This is a genomic window from Kitasatospora sp. NPDC058965 (assembly GCF_042741245.1).
GTDB lineage: Bacteria > Actinomycetota > Actinomycetes > Streptomycetales > Streptomycetaceae > Kitasatospora.
On the sequence record NZ_JBHYKG010000205.1, the window covers coordinates 1 to 15261 of the forward strand.

At 70.6% G+C, this 15261-nt stretch carries 14 protein-coding genes; 7 read left to right on the forward strand and 7 right to left on the reverse strand.

Translation table 11 applies throughout. From position 1 onward, the window contains the following. A partial coding sequence (locus tag ACFW1A_RS27655) for a response regulator (protein ID WP_380413191.1) occupies positions 1 to 1401 on the forward strand: 1401 nt, incomplete at its 5' end. Between the two features lie 49 nt (positions 1402 to 1450). Here the strand turns inward: ACFW1A_RS27655 and ACFW1A_RS27660 are convergent. Together ACFW1A_RS27660 and ACFW1A_RS27665 are read right to left on the reverse strand one after the other, a co-directional pair. Continuing rightward, positions 1451 to 3127: a long-chain fatty acid--CoA ligase gene (locus ACFW1A_RS27660; protein WP_380413192.1), complete on the reverse strand. Its 1677-nt coding sequence runs from the start codon at positions 3125 to 3127 to the stop codon at positions 1451 to 1453. Positions 3128 to 3260: 133 nt separating this feature from the next. After that, the gene (locus ACFW1A_RS27665; protein WP_380413193.1) at positions 3261 to 4220 is read right to left on the reverse strand and encodes a LysR family transcriptional regulator; all 960 of its coding nucleotides are present in this window, start codon (positions 4218 to 4220) and stop codon (positions 3261 to 3263) included. A gap of 134 nt (positions 4221 to 4354) precedes the next feature. Between ACFW1A_RS27665 and ACFW1A_RS27670 the strand changes: the two genes are divergently transcribed. Beyond that, positions 4355 to 5293 carry a zinc-binding dehydrogenase gene (locus tag ACFW1A_RS27670; protein ID WP_380413195.1) on the forward strand — a complete coding sequence of 313 codons (939 nt, stop codon included), beginning with the start codon at positions 4355 to 4357 and terminating at the stop codon, positions 5291 to 5293. A gap of 26 nt (positions 5294 to 5319) precedes the next feature. After that, complete coding sequence (locus ACFW1A_RS27675; protein ID WP_380413197.1) at positions 5320 to 5730, forward strand: nuclear transport factor 2 family protein; 411 nt, start codon at positions 5320 to 5322, stop codon at positions 5728 to 5730. 5 nt (positions 5731 to 5735) lie between these two features. Here ACFW1A_RS27675 and ACFW1A_RS27680 read toward each other — a convergent pair whose 3' ends face one another. The 3 genes from ACFW1A_RS27680 to ACFW1A_RS27690 all read right to left on the reverse strand — a co-directional run bounded on the left by ACFW1A_RS27680 (position 5736) and on the right by ACFW1A_RS27690 (position 8889). Beyond that, on the reverse strand, positions 5736 to 6671 hold the full coding sequence (locus tag ACFW1A_RS27680) for a glycoside hydrolase domain-containing protein (RefSeq protein WP_380413199.1): 936 nt from the start codon (positions 6669 to 6671) through the stop codon (positions 5736 to 5738). 244 nt (positions 6672 to 6915) lie between these two features. Beyond that, entirely contained in the window at positions 6916 to 7245 is a 330-nt protein-coding gene (locus tag ACFW1A_RS27685; protein WP_380413201.1) for a hypothetical protein, read from the reverse strand. Between the two features lie 279 nt (positions 7246 to 7524). Next, entirely contained in the window at positions 7525 to 8889 is a 1365-nt protein-coding gene (locus tag ACFW1A_RS27690; RefSeq protein WP_380413203.1) for an FAD-binding oxidoreductase, read from the reverse strand. A 1016-nt stretch (positions 8890 to 9905) separates the two neighbouring features. Here ACFW1A_RS27690 and ACFW1A_RS27695 point away from each other — a divergent pair. After that, positions 9906 to 11003 (forward strand): DUF4062 domain-containing protein, encoded by a 1098-nt coding sequence (locus ACFW1A_RS27695; protein WP_380413205.1) that lies wholly within the window; start codon positions 9906 to 9908, stop codon positions 11001 to 11003. 263 nt (positions 11004 to 11266) lie between these two features. Here the strand turns inward: ACFW1A_RS27695 and ACFW1A_RS27700 are convergent, their stop codons facing one another. Both ACFW1A_RS27700 and ACFW1A_RS27705 read right to left on the reverse strand, forming a co-directional pair. Continuing rightward, positions 11267 to 12073: a hypothetical protein gene (locus tag ACFW1A_RS27700; RefSeq protein WP_380413207.1), complete on the reverse strand. Its 807-nt coding sequence runs from the start codon at positions 12071 to 12073 to the stop codon at positions 11267 to 11269. 2 nt (positions 12074 to 12075) lie between these two features. Further along, positions 12076 to 12543, reverse strand: a complete 468-nt coding sequence (locus ACFW1A_RS27705; RefSeq protein ID WP_380413209.1) for a hypothetical protein — start codon at positions 12541 to 12543, stop codon at positions 12076 to 12078. A gap of 21 nt (positions 12544 to 12564) precedes the next feature. Here ACFW1A_RS27705 and ACFW1A_RS27710 point away from each other — a divergent pair, with 21 nt between their 5' ends. The 3 genes from ACFW1A_RS27710 to ACFW1A_RS27720 all read left to right on the forward strand — a co-directional run bounded on the left by ACFW1A_RS27710 (position 12565) and on the right by ACFW1A_RS27720 (position 15224). After that, complete coding sequence (locus tag ACFW1A_RS27710; RefSeq protein ID WP_380413211.1) at positions 12565 to 13551, forward strand: tyrosine-type recombinase/integrase; 987 nt, start codon at positions 12565 to 12567, stop codon at positions 13549 to 13551. A 100-nt stretch (positions 13552 to 13651) separates the two neighbouring features. Next, the gene (locus tag ACFW1A_RS27715) at positions 13652 to 14026 is read left to right on the forward strand and encodes a hypothetical protein (RefSeq protein WP_380413213.1); all 375 of its coding nucleotides are present in this window, start codon (positions 13652 to 13654) and stop codon (positions 14024 to 14026) included. Positions 14027 to 14705: 679 nt separating this feature from the next. After that, positions 14706 to 15224, forward strand: coding sequence for a hypothetical protein (locus ACFW1A_RS27720; protein WP_380413215.1), 519 nt, complete (start codon positions 14706 to 14708; stop codon positions 15222 to 15224). The last annotated feature ends 37 nt before the right edge of the window (positions 15225 to 15261 follow it).

A 15261-nucleotide genomic window follows, 5' to 3' on the forward strand; every position in this document is an offset into this window, starting at 1 on the left:
GGTCCGGCCGGCCCCGCCGCCGAGCCCGAGAAGCCCTCCCGGCGGCGTCGCGCGCTGCCCGAGCGGGCCCCGGTGCCCGCCACCGATCCGGCGCTGCCCGGCCTGCTCGACCCGTCCGTGCCGGTCTACCCCGGCCTGGAGCACGCGCTGCCGAGCACTCCGCCGGAGCCCGTCCAGGCGCCGGAGCCGCAGCTGCCGACCGGTCGGCGCCGCCGGCTGGGCCTGCCCGGTGGCGAGCCGCAGGCGGGCGCCGGCGGGCCGATCGCGCTGGAGCCGGCCAGACCCGCCGGGTCCGCCGACTCCGCCCCGGCCGCCGAGCTGGTCCCCGCCGGGGCACCCGCGCCGCCGATGCCGAGCGCGCCGCCCGCAGCCCTCGCGGTGCCGCAGCAGGTGCCGGTGGGCAGCGGCCTGGCCGAGCTGGCCCCGCCGCGGCCCGGCGGCTTCGCCGGCGCCTTCCCGGCCGCCTTCCCCGCACCCGTCGTGCCGGCCCCGCAGGAGCCGCGCACCCCGCCGCGCCCGGTGGCCGCGCTGCCCCCGGCGGCGGCTGACGGCCCGTCGGCCGCGGGCGGGAGCGCGCTGCCCCGGCTGACCGGCCAGGACGAGTCGACCCCGGCCGACGGCACCCGGGTGCCCGAGTACCCGGACTACCCGGCCACGGTCGGCCCGGCCGCCGACGGCCGGCCGCGCCGGCTGCTGGTCTGGCCCGAGCCCGACCCGTCCACCAAGCAGGCGCTGCAGGACCGCGGCTACCGGCCGGTCATAGTGCGCTCCCGCGAGGAGGTGGACGCGCAGGTCGCCGCCCTCCCGGCCGCGCTCTTCGTGGACCCGCTGACCGGGCCGATCACCCGCACCGCGCTGCAGTCGCTGCGCACCGCGGCGCTGAACAGCCGGGTGCCGGTGCTGGTCACCGCGGGTCTGGGACAGGCCACCCGGGACGCCGCCTACGGTGCGGACCCGGCGGTGCTGCTGCGCGCGCTGGCGCCCAAGGACAGCGAGAACCACGCCGCCCGGGTGCTGCTGGTGGAGGGCGACCCGGACATCGCGGCGGCGCTGACCGGCAGCCTGGAGCGGCGCGGGATGCACGTGGAGCACGCCCAGTCGGAGGACGACGCGGTCTCCAAGGCCGCCAGCGTGCAGCCCAACCTGGTGGTGATGGACCTGCTGCAGATCAACCGGCGCCGGCCCGGGCTGCTGGACTGGCTGCGCACCAACGACCGGCTGCACCGCACCCCGCTGGTCGTCTACACCTCGGTCGACCTGGACCCGGCCGAGCTGCCCCGGCTGCGCACCGGCGAGACGGTGCTCTTCCTGGCCGAGCGCTCCACCAGCGCGGACGTGCAGGAGCGGATCGTGGACCTGCTGGGCCGGATCGGGTCGCTGGGCGAGGTCGCCCGCCAGTGAGGCGGGCGGCCGGGGGCCGGTCCGGCGACCGGCCCCCGGCGCGGGCCGGTCAGTCCTTGCCGAGCACCGTCACGTCCAGCAGGTCGGCCGCGTAGTCGGCCCGGATCACCTTCTTGTCGAACTTGCCCACGCTGGTCTTGGGCACGGCCGCGACCAGCGACCAGCGCTCGGGCAGCTGCCAGGAGGCGACCCGCCCGGCCAGGAAGGCGCGCAGGCCCCGCAGGTCGACGGTGGCGCCGGGGCGCAGCACCACGGTGGCCAGCGGCCGCTCGCCCCACTTCTCGTCCGGCACCGCGACCACCGCGGCCTCGGCCACCTCCGGATGGGCCATCAGGTGGTTCTCCAGCTCCACCGAGGAGATCCACTCGCCGCCGGACTTGATCACGTCCTTGGCCCGGTCGGTCAGGGTCAGGTAGCCGTCCGCGGTGATGGTGCCGACGTCGCCGGTGCGCAGCCAGCCGTCCTCGGTGAACTTGTCCTCCGGGCGCTCCGGCTCGCCGTCGGCGCCGCCGTAGTAGGCGCCGGCGATCCACGGCCCGCGCACCTCCAGCTCGCCGGCGGCCACCCCGTCGTGCGGCATCCGCTCGCCGTTCGGGCCGGTCAGCCGGGCCTGCACGGACGCCGGGAAGACGCCCTGCATGGCGCGGTACTCCCACTCCGCCGCCTCGTCCAGCCCGGCCGGCGGCAGGCCGAAGGTGCCCAGCGGCGAGGTCTCGGTCATCCCCCAGGCGTGCACCACCCGGATCCCGTGCCGCTCCTGGAAGGCGCGCATCAGGGCCGGCGGACAGGCCGAGCCGCCGATCACCACCTGGCGCAGCGAGGAGACGTCGTAGGCCCCGTCCCGCCCGGTCGGGTGGTCCAGCTCGTCCAGCAGGCCGTTCCAGATGGTCGGCACCGCGGCGCTGACGGTGGGTCGGACCCGGTCGATCATCTCGGCCAGCGGCTGCGGCTGCAGGAACCGGTCCGGCATCAGCAGGCTCGCGCCGGACATGAAGGCGGCGTGCGGGATGCCCCAGGCGCCCACGTGGAACATCGGCACCACCGGCAGCGCGGTGTCCTGCTGGGTCAGGCCGAAGGTGGCGGCCGAGTTGACCTGCAGGCAGTGCAGGTAGATCGAGCGGTGGCTGTAGACCACGCCCTTGGGGTCGCCGGTGGTGCCGGAGGTGTAGCAGATCATCGCCGGGCGGAGCTCGTCGATCTCGTCCTGCCACGGGTACTCGGTGGGCCGGCCGGCGATCAGCGCCTCGTACTCGTGCACGGTGCCGGCGAAGCCGCCGAGCAGCGACAGGTCGGCCGGGCCGGAGACCACGATGTGCTTGAGGGTGGGCGCGAGCTGGTCCAGCACCCCCGCCAGCAGCGGCAGCACGCTGCCGGAGACGACGATCGCGTGGTCCGCGGCGTGGTTCACGATGAAGGCCAGCTGGGCGGCGGGCAGCCGCAGGTTGAGGGTGTGCAGCACCGAGCCCATCGACGGGACGGCCAGGTAGGCCTCCAGGTGGTCCGCGTTGTTCCACATCAGGGTGCCGACCACCCGGTCCGGGGTGACGCCCAGCTCGTCGCGGAGCGCGCAGGCCAGCTGCGCGGCCCGGGCGCCGATCTCGGCGAAGGTGCGCACCCGGGCGCCCTCGCCGTCCCAGGTGCTCACGGTGGCCCGGCCGTGGAAGGTCGCGCCGTGCTCCAGGATCCGGGCGACGGTGAGCGGTACGTCCTGCATGGTGCTGAACACGCGAGGTCCTCCTTGACCGGGCTTTCCTGTCGGCGACAGCCGAGTTGCTACCTGCCGGTAGCAACGGTGCTGCCGATTCTGGACCTGGCGGGCCGCCGGTGTCAGCAGGCGGTGGCCGAATGAGACGAGTCGCTCAGCGCGCCCCGCGCAGCTGGGCCGCCTCGGCCTCCGGCAGCCAGTCCCGCTCGGGCCGGTACTCCAGCCAGCGGCGCCGGCCGCCCACCTCGGTGAAGGCGCGCAGCAGGGCCGGCACCCCCGGGTGCGCGGCCCGCCGCGGCCAGACCAGTGACCAGGCGTAGAGCGGGGTGGGGTCGACCAGCGGGACGGTGCGCAGGCCCGCGCACGAGCGGGTCGGCGGCAGCGGCAGCTCGGCGGGCAGCAGGGTGAAGGCGTCCGGCAGCTCGGCCAGCCGGGCCAGGAAGTGCTCGGCGCCCAGGTTGGGTTCGCAGCCCGTCGCGGTCACCCCGAACCGCTCGGCGAACCGCTGCAGGAACTCCAGCCGGGCGGGCTGGGCGGGCAGCAGCAGGCGGTGGTCGCGCAGCTGCTCCGGGCGCAGTGCGGCGGCGCCGGCCAGCGGGTGGTCGGGGCCGAGCACCGCGTCCACCGGCTCCAGCCGGACCAGCCGGTGGGCCAGCAGCTCGTCCCGCCCGTCGCCGAGCGCGTGGTGGCGGCCGAACCCGGCGTCCGCCTCGGCGCGCAGCAGGGCGCCCGCCACCGAGGGCAGGTCACGGCCGTGCCCGAGCTCCAGCGGCCCGTGCGCGTCGCCCAGCTCGCCGACCGTGCGCAGCGGGGCGAACAGGTGGCCCCAGACGTCCAACCGCAGCGGCCGGGCGCTGCCCCGCACCGCCGCCACCGCCGCCTCGGTGGCGGCCAGCACCGCGCGGGCCGGCTCCAGCAGCCGCCGGCCGGCCGCCGTCAGCACGGCGCCCCGGGCGTCGCGCTCCAGCAGCCGCTCGCCCAGCGCCTCCTCCAGCCGGGCCAGCCGCTTGGACAGGGCCTGCTGGGTGAGCGCCAGCTCGGCGGCCGCGCGGCCGAAGTGGCGGTGCTCGGCGAGGGCGAGGAAGGCGCGCAGCTGGCCCGGGTCGAGATCCACACCCGCCATCCTGGTCGACAACCGTTGGTTGTCAAGGGTGCTGACGAGTTGTTGGCCCGGTCCCCGCCGGGCGCGGGAGGCTGGGTCCACCGCCCGGGGGGACCGCCTCCCGGGCCGAGCAGAGGGGAACCGCCGTGCGGGCTTTCGTCGCCACCCGGGACGCCGCCGCCACCGTCCGGCAGGCCGAGGTCGAGGAGCCGGTGCCGCGGGCGGACGAGGCGCTGGTCAAGGTCGAGGCGTACTCGGTCAACCGGGGCGAGACCTTCCAGCTGGAACGGCCGCCGGACGGCGACTGGCGGCCCGGGAAGGACGTGGCCGGGCTGGTGGTGCAGGCCGCGCCCGACGGGTCGGGGCCGGCGGTGGGCCGGCGGGTGGTCGGCCACCCGCCGGCCGGGGGCTGGGGCGAGTACGTCGCGGTGCCGACCGGTCAGCTGGCCGTGCTGCCCGAGCAGGTGACGGCCGTGCAGGCCGCGGCGCTGCCGCTGGCCGGGCTGACCGCGCTGCGGCTGCTGCGCGTCGCGGCCCGGCACACCGGCCACCTGGCCGGGCGGCGGATCCTGCTGACCGGCGCCGCCGGCGGCGTCGGGCACTACCTGACCGAGCTGGCCGCGGCCGCCGGGGCCGAGCTGACCGCGGTCACCTCCTCGCCGGAGCGCGGCGAGCGGTTGCGCGAGCTCGGCGCGGCGGAGCTGGTGCACGCGGTGGAGTCGGCGCGCGGGCCGTTCGACCTGGTGCTGGAGTCCACCGGCGGCACCGCGCTGCCCGAGGCGCTGGCCCTGCTCGCCCCGCGCGGGCTGCTGCTCTGGTTCGGCCAGGCGAGCCGGCAGCCGGTGACGCTGGACTTCTTCCGGATCCTCACCGGGCCGACCTCCGCCACCGTCCGCCAGTTCAGCTACGCGGACGTGGACGAGCCGGACGGGGCCGACCTGGCCACCCTGGTCCGGTTGACCGCCGAGGGGCGGCTGCACCCGGAGCTGGGCGAGGTGCGGGACTGGACCCGCACGCCCGAGCTGCTCGCCGACCTGCGCGGCCGGCGGGTGCGGGGCAACGCCGTGCTGACCGTGAACCGTTGAGACACCGATCCTAGGAGCGCACCGCCATGACCGAGCTCGACCCCCGTGCCGTCGTCGTCCGCTACGTCACCGCCGTGGCCGAGGGCGACCTGGCCACCCTGGTGGACAGCTTCGCCGAGGACGCCACCTGGACCTACCCGGGCGACCTGCCGCTGAGCGGGGTGTGGCGCGGCCGGGACGCCATCGTCAACGACTTCCTCGGCGGTGCCGGCGCCCTGTTCGCCCCCGACGGGCTGCCCACGGTCACGCTGACCAACGTGCTGGCCGACGGCGAGCAGGTGGTCGCCGAGTGGCTCTCCGAGGGCACCGCGGCCGGCGGCGCGCCCTACCGCAACCAGTGCCTGGGCATCTACACCGTCCGGGCCGGCCGGATCACCGCCGTGCGCGAGTACTGCGACACCCTGCACGCGGCCCGGGCGCTCTTCCCGCAGGACTGACCCGCTCAGGGCGCCACCAGGGTGTCGACCTGCTCGGCGTCGACGGTGAGCTGGACGTCCGCGTACTTCTCCGACTGGTCGCCGAGGTGCTGGTGGGCGCGGCGGTGGACGGTCCAGAGCGAGGCGGGCAGCGCGTCGGTGGCGGCCCTGCCGTCCCAGCGGGCGTACCAGACGGCGTCCGGCAGCGGCGTGGCGCCGGACCGGGCGGCGGCGACCAGGTCGGCGATCCCGGAGTCCAGGCTGGAGTAGAAGCCGGAGTAGTAGCCGGCGCTGTGCAGCGCCTGGGTCCAGCCCTCGGTGAAGTCGATCACCGCCTTGCTGCACCCGGCGTCGCCCGACCGGTAGGCCTCGATGTCCAGGTAGACCGGACTGCCGGCGTCGATCCCCAGCGCCTTCGCCGCGCGCACCGCCTCGGCCGCCTCGTCCCGCCCCTGCTGCACCGCCTGGGCCGGGTCGATCCGGTCCGGCTTGTGGTCGCCCGCCATGCACGGGGCCTGGCGGCCGACGTGGGTGGGCAGGAACCGCCAGCCCAGCGAGCGGACCTGGCGGACCCAGTCCCGGGTCAGCCGGCTCTGCGCGCAGGCCCGCTGGTTGCCGCTGGTGTAGATGCCGACCGCGCCGTACGGCGAGGCCCCGCGCCAGGCCCGCATCGCGTCCAGCGCGGGCGCGCTGCAGGCGTCGAAGCCGCTGCCGGTGAAGACCGTGGACGGTTCGGTGGCCAGCTTGGCCCGCCCCGGGTCCGCCAGCACGGACGGTCGCAGCGCTCGGGCCCGCGGGGCCGCGGGCGGGGGCGCGCCGGCCGGCAGCACCGCGGCCACCGGCGCCGCGGCGGGCGCGGCGGGGGACGGGGCCGGTCCGGAACCCGCCGCCCCGGTGTCGGTGGCCAGCAGCAGCACCAGGGCGGAGGCCGAGATCGCGGTCGACCGCAGGTAGCGCACCATCCTCCGAGACTGACCCCGGGTCAGCGGTGCTTGACGCACGGTCAGTCCGACGCGCCGCCGGCTCACCCCGACGGACCATCGACGCGCCCCCGACGGACCAGCCCGCGGCCCACCGACGGACCGCCGAGGGACCGCCGAGGGCGGATACCGGCGGCGGACATGCCGGTGGGCGGCACCGAAGTGCCGCCCACCGGACCCGGCGCACGGTTGACCCTTTCCGCCGCCCGGCCTTTCGGGGTGCCCGCTACTCGATCACGGGCGCGAAGTAGATGCCGACGTTCTTGTTGGACTGGTCCGCGAAGATGAACCCGGAGTTGTCCTTCGAGGCCAGGGTGTTGTTCTGGTTGGAGGCACCACTGCCGGTGGCCACCTGCTGGGTCCAGTTGGAGTTGCCGTCCACGCTGCCGAAGATGTTGCCGGTGCCGACGTTGGAGACGACGGAGGCGTTGGAGCCGCCGCCGGCCCCCGCGCCGTTGTCGGCGAAGGCGGCGCCGGCGCCCCCCAGCAGCAGGGCCGCGGCGAGCGGGACGGCCGCCAGCGCGGCGACGGTGCGAGCGGTCCGGATGCGAGTCATGGAATCCTCCACAATCTGGAACTGGAACAACTGGTGCGGGAGTTCGCGGCCAGACGAACCCCTGCGGGCTGCGACGCCGGAATCAAGACTCCGCATCCGGTCCCCGAATGACCAGGCCCGGCAGGCCAATTACCCCGAACGCGTGACGCCCCGACGCTAAACCCGGGGCCGCGAACGACCGATATCCACAGGTCGGAGTTCGGCCAGGGGCGGCACCGGTCAACCGCGGAATCCGCCGCCCCGCGCCGCGCCACCCCACCGCGCCACCGGAGGAAATGGCTAGAAGAGTTTGCCCGGATTGAGAATTCCGTGCGGGTCGAACAATGCTTTCATCTGCTTTTGCAGGTCGACTCCGACCTCGCCCAGCTCGCGCGCCAGCCACTCCCGCTTCAGCAGCCCGACCCCGTGCTCGCCGGTGATCGTGCCGCCCAGCTCCAGCCCCAGCGCCATGATCGCCTCGAAGGACTCCTTCGCCCGGGCCACCTGGTCCGGGTCGGCGGCGTCGAAGGCCACGATCGGGTGGGTGTTGCCGTCCCCGGCGTGGCAGCAGACCCCGATGGTCAGCCCGCACCGCTCGCCGATCTCCGCCACGCCGTCCAGCATCTCGGCCATCCGCGACCGGGGCACCGCCACGTCGTCCACCATCGTGGTGCCCAGCGTGTCCATCGCCGTCAGCGCCAGCCGGCGGGCCTGCAGCAGCAGCTCCGACTCCGCCACGTCCTCGGCCGGGACCACCTCGGTCGCCCCCGCCGCCCGGCACAGCTCGCCCACCCGGGCCAGCTCGGCGCGCTGCTCGGTCCCGTCGAAGGCCACCAGCAGCAGCGCCTTGGTCTCCTCGGGCAGCCCCATCCGGGCCATCCGGTTGACCGCGCGGATCATCACGGTGTCCATCAGCTCCATCAGCGAGGGCGTGAACCCCGCCGTGGTCACCGCGTTGACCGCCGCGCAGGCCGCCGCCGTGCTGGGGAACTCCGCCGCCAGCACCAGCTGCGGCGCGGGCGCCGGCCGCAGCGCCAGCACGGCGCCGACCACCACCCCGAGGGTCCCCTCGGAGCCGACGAACAGCCGGGTCAGGTCGTAGCCGGCCACCCCCTTGGCGGTCCGCCGTCCGGTGCGCAGCAGCCGCCCGTCGGCCAGCACCACGTCCAGGCCCAGCACGTACTCGGCGGTCACCCCGTACTTCACGCAGCACAGCCCGCCGGCCCCGGTGCCGATGTTGCCGCCGATGGTGCAGGACTCCCAGCTGGACGGGTCCGGCGGGTAGGCCAGTCCGTGCTCGGCCGCCGCCCGGGAGAGCACCGCGTTGACCACCCCGGGCTCGACCACCGCGATCCGGTTCACCGGGTCCAGTTCCAGGATCCGGTCCATCTTCACCAGCGACAGCAGCACGCACCCCGCCACCGCGTTCGCCCCGCCCGACAGCCCCGTCCTGGCCCCCTGCGGGACCACCGGCACCTTCAGCTCGTGCGCGGTCCGCAGCACGTGCTGCACCTGCTCGACCGTCTGCGGGAACACCAGGCAGGCGGGCTCCCCCGCCTCGCAGAACCCCGCCATGTCGTGCCGGTACGCCCCCGTCACGTCCGGGTCCACCACCACCGCCCCGACCGGCAGCCCGGCCGCCAGACGCCGCGTCAACTCGTCCACGAGCACCCTCCGTACGGAAATCGGGCCGGGCACCGGCACCCGGCCGGCCCCCGCCCTGCCCAGGCCTGCGCCCCGCCGCGGGAAGCACGGGACTCGCCCCCACGGTACGGGGCCGCCGCCCGCCCCATGACGAAGAGGGCGGGTACCGGCACTCGGCCGGTACCCGCCCTGATCAGGTCTTTCCCCACCTGGCGGAGAGCGTGGGATTCGAACCCACGGTACGGGGTCACCGCACGACAGTTTTCAAGGGGGAAGGCGCGCACCGAGTCACCCCCACGCTCACCAGCAGGAACTACGTTCGAGCTGATGCTACGTCACTGCTTGGCCCCGGGCTGGCCCCGAGCCATTCACTGACGCCTAGCTAGTCGGCTGGACACTACGGTGGGCGGTGCGCCCGGCAGGCGCGCAGGTCTAGTAGGGGAGTTGGCCAATGGGCGAGTGGGAAGCGGGGCAGCAGCCGTGGATCCGGCGGGCCGAGGGGTCGAGTCAGGCACTGCCGTGCTACTTCTGCGGCAGCGACACCGCGATGCTGTCTGACCACGACGACGACCGCGACGCAGGGCGAGTCGAGCTCTACTGCGACAACCAGGATTGCGATGCTCGTGAGGTCGTGATCCTGGTTCGTAGGGACGGAGCTGGCGCCCATGACCGCGCCGATGTGCGGGCACTGCATGCCGTAGACGACAGCGCTCCGAGGGGCGACGGCCGCCACCCGCTGGGTGGCCTGGTTGGCCGCCGACAGGATCGGCAAGCCATGACTCTCAACGTTCCGTAGGCGAGCACGCGTACGCCCTGCCAAGCATCTTGGCAGGGCGTACGGCCTGCAGTCCGGGCAATCGATGCGGGTCCATCCGCGTGACTTACAGATGATGTCTGACCACTGAATGTTGCCTGTGCGGTGCCTGGCGACTCCCAGCAGTCGCAGGTTCGATCGAAGTGGTAGACAATTAATTAGGGATATTCGTCAACTCTTCTTCCATTCCAAACTTGGTTCAATATGGGACTGGAGAGAGGCCATGGAGCGGCGGTACCAGGTATTTGTTAGCTCTACATACACGGACCTCGTGGATGAGCGAAGGGAGGTCATTCAGGCCCTATTGGAGCTTGACTGCATACCTGCCGGAATGGAAATGTTTCCGGCTGCAAATGATGACCAATGGACTCTAATCAAGAGGGTTATTGATGATTCCGACTATTACATTGTAATTATCGGAAATCGATACGGGTCGATGAGTCCATCTGGGGTCAGCTATACCGAGCGCGAGTATGACTACGCGCTATCGGAAGGTAAGCCGATCCTTGGATTCGTTCATGGCGAACCTCGAAAGATTGAGGCGGGCAAGTCCGAGCTCGGGCAAGATGCCAATGCCAAGCTTGAGGAATTTAGGGAGAAGGTGAAGAAGAAGGTTGTTCGAACCTGGACCACTCCAGATCAGCTTGGCTCTGTAGTGTCTCGAAGCTTAATAAAGCTGATGAAGGAATCCCCTGGCGAGGGGTGGGTGAAAGGTCGAAATGCTGCTAGTCCTGAGCTGCTCGAAGAGTTGAGTCGCCTGCGTGCCGCTGTGGCTGAAATGAAGTTGGCGCGAGCCGAGGAGAGCTCAACGCAGGCTGCGTTGCACGACCTTGCGCAGGGTGATGAGCTCCACATGGTGCACTACAAGATAATTTCGCGCGGCCTTGAGCAGGCATATGGCGAGATTGATTACACCTGGAATGATCTGTTTGCAATACTTGGCGCCCGAATGATGAACGAGGCGTCGGACTCGGACCTTGGTTCGGCATTGTCAAACAATATCTATGACAAGCTGCTAGAGTCGGGGCAAATGCCATCCGACTTGTTCAATCCTAGAGTTCGTATAACGCCTTCTGAGCTTGATATAATAAAGGTCCAACTGCGGGCTCTAAGGCTGATCGATAAAGGAACTAAGCGGAGGTCTGTCGCCGATAATGCGACGTACTGGAAGCTCACGCCATACGGTGATGATCAGCTTGTCATGATGTCTGCTCTTCGAAAGAGCTCAGTTCCCACCGAGCCTGGTGGGCCAGAACGGTCGGCAGTGATTCAAGGTGAAGAGGCTGCTGATGATCGGGTCGGTGTCGAGACTGGTCAGTGATCCGCTCCTGCAGTCTTTCAAGGAATCGGCGATTAGCTCATCGAATCCACGATAGAAATATCTCCCACCCCGCCAGTATTCTAGCCTCGCCGGAGTTGGTTTCGACTCCCGCTGCATCTCTGACGTTGACTAGCCCAGGCGTAGCCACGGGCTCGGTAGTGTCTCGCACAAGGGCCCTGCCGGATCTCTCCGACGGGGCCCTTGTCTGTTACTGGACCCGGCCCCCGATGCACGAGGACAGTAGCTGGTCAGCCGCGGGTGAATCAGAGTTCACAGAACGCAATGGCCGCGTCGTCGCCCGCTTTGAATCGTGGCCAGCGCTTCCCGTTCGGATCGGTGGCCTCGACCTTGCGCACCTCTGCGATCAGCTCCCCAACGCCACTACTTCGGAGGATGGCGAAGGCGTCGGCCCACGTGGCCATTCCGTACTCCGTGACCAGCCGAGAGACCCCGTCGGACATCACTGCGGCTGAGATGATGTCCGAACGAGCAACCGACCCGGTCACAGCATGGTGGGCGGGTTCTGGAGAAGCCGCGGCTACCCAGTACCCGCCAGGCGTGTTGCGTGTGAGTCGCTGGGCCGTGACCATGCGCCGGACGCTCTCCGCATGCTCCGGCGATCCGGTGGCGAACCGCTCAGTCTCCGCCCTCAGCTCGGGTACCACGGTGTCCACCCGAAGGTCGGTAACAACCGAGTACTCGTTGCGCCCCTCGAACACGATGGGGGAATCCGCGAGCACGAGATAGCTAAGCATCGAATCTGCGGCTCGTAGCACCGAGACCGTTGCCGAAGGTGTCCCCGGGTTGTTCAGGTCGCACTCGGGGTGGAGCGCCGCGACCTGCTCTAGGGCGATAGCCAGGCCCTCATCTAGCGGTCGGTTCGGAACAGCCAGCGTCGCCACGAGATGGCTGCCAAGCTGGGCGACGTACCACGGCACGCCGTGTCGGCAGCCGGTGTCCAGGCCGGCGGTGCTGAGCCCATCCAGGACGACCGCAAGACTGGCTGTGGCGGCGACCCAATCCTCGTTCGGGCTGGCGCCGCCTGGCTCGGTGGCGATCGAGACGCGCATTTCTAGCCTTCGTGTCGGTAGATCGGAGTGACGCGGGAGCTTTCCAAGACCTCAAGGGTCGCGGGGTCGTAGCGGCAGGAGATGAGAGTCGAGAACCGGCGCATCTTCACATCGCGGTAGAGCTCGGCCAAGTGGTTCTCCAGGTAGTGGACGACTCCGCTGGCCCCGATGGCATGGATGCCGGCGATGTACAGAAATGTGCCCTTGCCGTCGAGACGGGGCAAGCGGCCGAGGTAGCCGACATCGCCAGCAGTCCCGTCCTCATCGAGCGGGGAGCGGTACTCCATGTTGGTCTGGAGGTCTACCAGGTGCCAGGCCCGATCCTTCGTGAAGCGCAGATTGTCATCCCCTTCGAGTACCTGGGCCACGATCGGTGACAGCCGGGGACCGCAGATGACCACCAAGTGTTCGCGGTTGAGGCTCACAATCCCTGACGTCGGGATCACCTCGTAGTCGGCCTCCAACTTCAAGCCGCCAAAGAGCTTCCGCAGGTGCTCGAAGGTGCTCCCCCCGCCCGGGTGCTGCGACGGGCCCTGACCGGCTGGGCTTTCAACTTCTCCGGTCGGCTGCCCGAACCGTCCGAGGAGATTGCCGCCGCGCTGGCGTGGATCGAGCGGAAGTCGGTTCCGATCAGCGAGTTGGAGGACTCCGACACCATGCGCGCCGGACTGACGGCGCTCACGTTGCAGCTCAACGGGAAACCAGCGGCAGCGAACACCATCCGCCGTAAGCGCATGGTGCTGAACAACTGCCTCCGCTACGCCATTGAGCGCCGTCAACTGGCCGCCAACCCCTTGCAGTTCATCGACTGGGCACCGCCGCAGACGGACGACGAGATTGACTGGCGGTATGTCCCGAACCCCCAGCAGGCCCGAGAGCTGATCGCTGCCGCCCAGACGGTTGGGGCGCGCGGTCGGCACCTCGCCGCGTTCTTCGCCTGCATGTACTACGCGGGCATGCGGCCGGCTGAGGTGATGGACCTGCGCAAGCGGGACTGCACCCTGCCGGAGTCCGGCTGGGGGCTGCTGCTGCTCGCAGGCAGCTCACCCCGGGCAGGCTCCATCTGGACCGATGACGGCAAGTCGCACGAGGAGCGCGGCCTGAAGCGCCGGGCCCGCAAGACGACGCGGGACGTGCCCATCCCGCCGGTCCTGGTGGCCCTCCTCCGCGCGCACCTCGCCACGTACGGGGTCGGCACGGGAGGGCGACTATTCCGAGCCTCCGAAGGCGGCGTGGTGCTCACCAAGGACTATGCCGCCGTCTGGAAGGCGGTCCGCACGGCCGCACTGACCGAGGAGCAGGCGGGAACTCCGCTGGCTGACGTGCCGTACGCACTGCGGCACGCCGGCGTCTCCCTGTGGCTGGTCTCGGGAGTCGACCCGACCGAGGTAGCCCGCCGGGCCGGCCATAGCGTGGCGGTGCTCTACCGGTTCACGCCAAGGTGCTCGACGGGAAGCGCGACCAGGCCAACGACCTGATCGAGCGGGCCCTGAACGACGGAAGTGAACCTCAGTCCGACTGAGCCGCTCCCTGGAAATCACCTTCGCCAGCTACCTGCCGGCTGGCTACCGTGGCGGCATGGCGGAGATCCTGAGGCACCCTCGACCGAACTGCATCTGGGACTGGTGGGCAGTCGATGCTGAGGGCTTCATCGTGCAGTTCAGCTGTGGTCCTGCCCCTGAGTCACTGTTGGCGCATCTTGACCGTGTCGATGCCGCCGCCGCTTGGGCGGAGGAGAACCTCCCCACCTGGTTCGGCAGTGATCCTCTGCCGCCGCTCCACGCCTTCGACGGCGACGGCGAGTTGCCCACCTACACCCGGCGCGGTGTCCCGGTCGCGCCCTTGCGGTTGTCCGACGCGCCGGTTGCCATCGCGGACGTTGCGGGCCTGGTTCGCCTGAGGCGGGCCGTCGGGGACGCCTGGACGATCTACCTCGATGAGGGATGGATCTAGCGCCCCGCGTCGCAGTCACCCGACCGAGCGGGGGTCTGCATCTGGCCCCGAACTGGCCCCGGCACAGTGGTCAGCGGCGGGAAACAGTGGGACACCCTGGCACAGGAATCGAAAAGGGCGGGTATCGGCACTCAGCCAATACCCGCCCTCATCAGGGCTTTCCCCACCAGCGGAGAGCGTGGGATTCGAACCCACGGTACGGGGTCACCGCACGACAGTTTTCAAGATTATCTAGGGTTCTGGGCCCCGTACCGCCCCTCACCTGCGGCGTAGCTCATCCGGTTGCTGTCCACAGCTCCTAGCGTTCCGCCACCGTTCCACAGCCTCGCGAACGGCGTGATCATCACAGCACGATGCGCCGTTCCGGTAGAGGTGCGACCCGGTGCTGAGCCATCCCACGTTCTGCCTGGGCGGGAAGCTGAAACACCCGGGTGTTTCAGCGCATCTGAGCCAATCGCACATGACGCACCGACGCTTACCGGCCTGTCCGGCCCTGTCCGGCCCGTTCTACCTGGTCAGAGTGCATGGCAGGACAGTCGGACAGCCCGGACAGCAGCCTAGCGAGCTGGCTTGTCCTCTGTCCGGGCGACCGGTCTCACCCCTATGCTTCCGAGAAGTCGTGCAGCACTTGGGGGCCGGGGCAGTGGACACCGTTACACAGTTAGTTACGATCGCCGCCGTGCTACTTGGCGCGCTTACGACGTATCTGGCGAACGAACTCGTTGAGCGAAGCAAGCGGCGAGAAAAGCGTCGAGTGCGGTGGGACGCAAAGAAGCTTGCCGCCTATGCTGAATACATTGGCCAAGTTCGAAGTGTCGTTCATACCTGCGTGTTGCTGTTTGAGGTCAGGGAAGGCATGCGCTCCATGGCCCGAAGCGAGCATGATCTGGCGATGGACCTCACCGAGGCTGGTGCCGCCCAGGCTGTCGCCTTTGAGCGTGTCATGCTGCTGGCCGGCACCGAGGTCATCGACAGGGCCCATGCCGTGCAAGAGGCCACAGCTGCAATCGGTTGGCAGGCCCGGGGCGTTGTCATTGGCACCTTGGATGAGTGGCGGGAGCTGCACGCCACCGTGTTCCGGGCTATTAACCAGTTCCATGAGTGCGCCCGCTCCGACCTCAGAGTGAGCGGTACCTTTGAAGGCGATCAGCACACCGCACGCGGCCTGCTATTACCCGGCCGACGGCAACCGGATTAACGCAGAATGGCCCGGGGTCACAGCATGACTGCTGTGA

What these genes read in the sequence shown, in the direction of transcription:
- ACFW1A_RS27680 (WP_380413199.1), bottom strand. Translation starts at nt 6,671, where the DNA reads ATGGTGCGCTACCTGCGGTCGACCGCGATCTCGGCCTCCGCCCTGGTG.
- ACFW1A_RS27700 (WP_380413207.1), bottom strand. Translation starts at nt 12,073, where the DNA reads ATGCGCGTCTCGATCGCCACCGAGCCAGGCGGCGCCAGCCCGAACGAG.
- ACFW1A_RS27685 (WP_380413201.1), bottom strand. Translation starts at nt 7,245, where the DNA reads ATGACTCGCATCCGGACCGCTCGCACCGTCGCCGCGCTGGCGGCCGTC.
- ACFW1A_RS27715 (WP_380413213.1), top strand. Translation starts at nt 13,652, where the DNA reads ATGGCGGAGATCCTGAGGCACCCTCGACCGAACTGCATCTGGGACTGG.
- ACFW1A_RS27675 (WP_380413197.1), top strand. Translation starts at nt 5,320, where the DNA reads ATGACCGAGCTCGACCCCCGTGCCGTCGTCGTCCGCTACGTCACCGCC.
- ACFW1A_RS27695 (WP_380413205.1), top strand. Translation starts at nt 9,906, where the DNA reads ATGGAGCGGCGGTACCAGGTATTTGTTAGCTCTACATACACGGACCTC.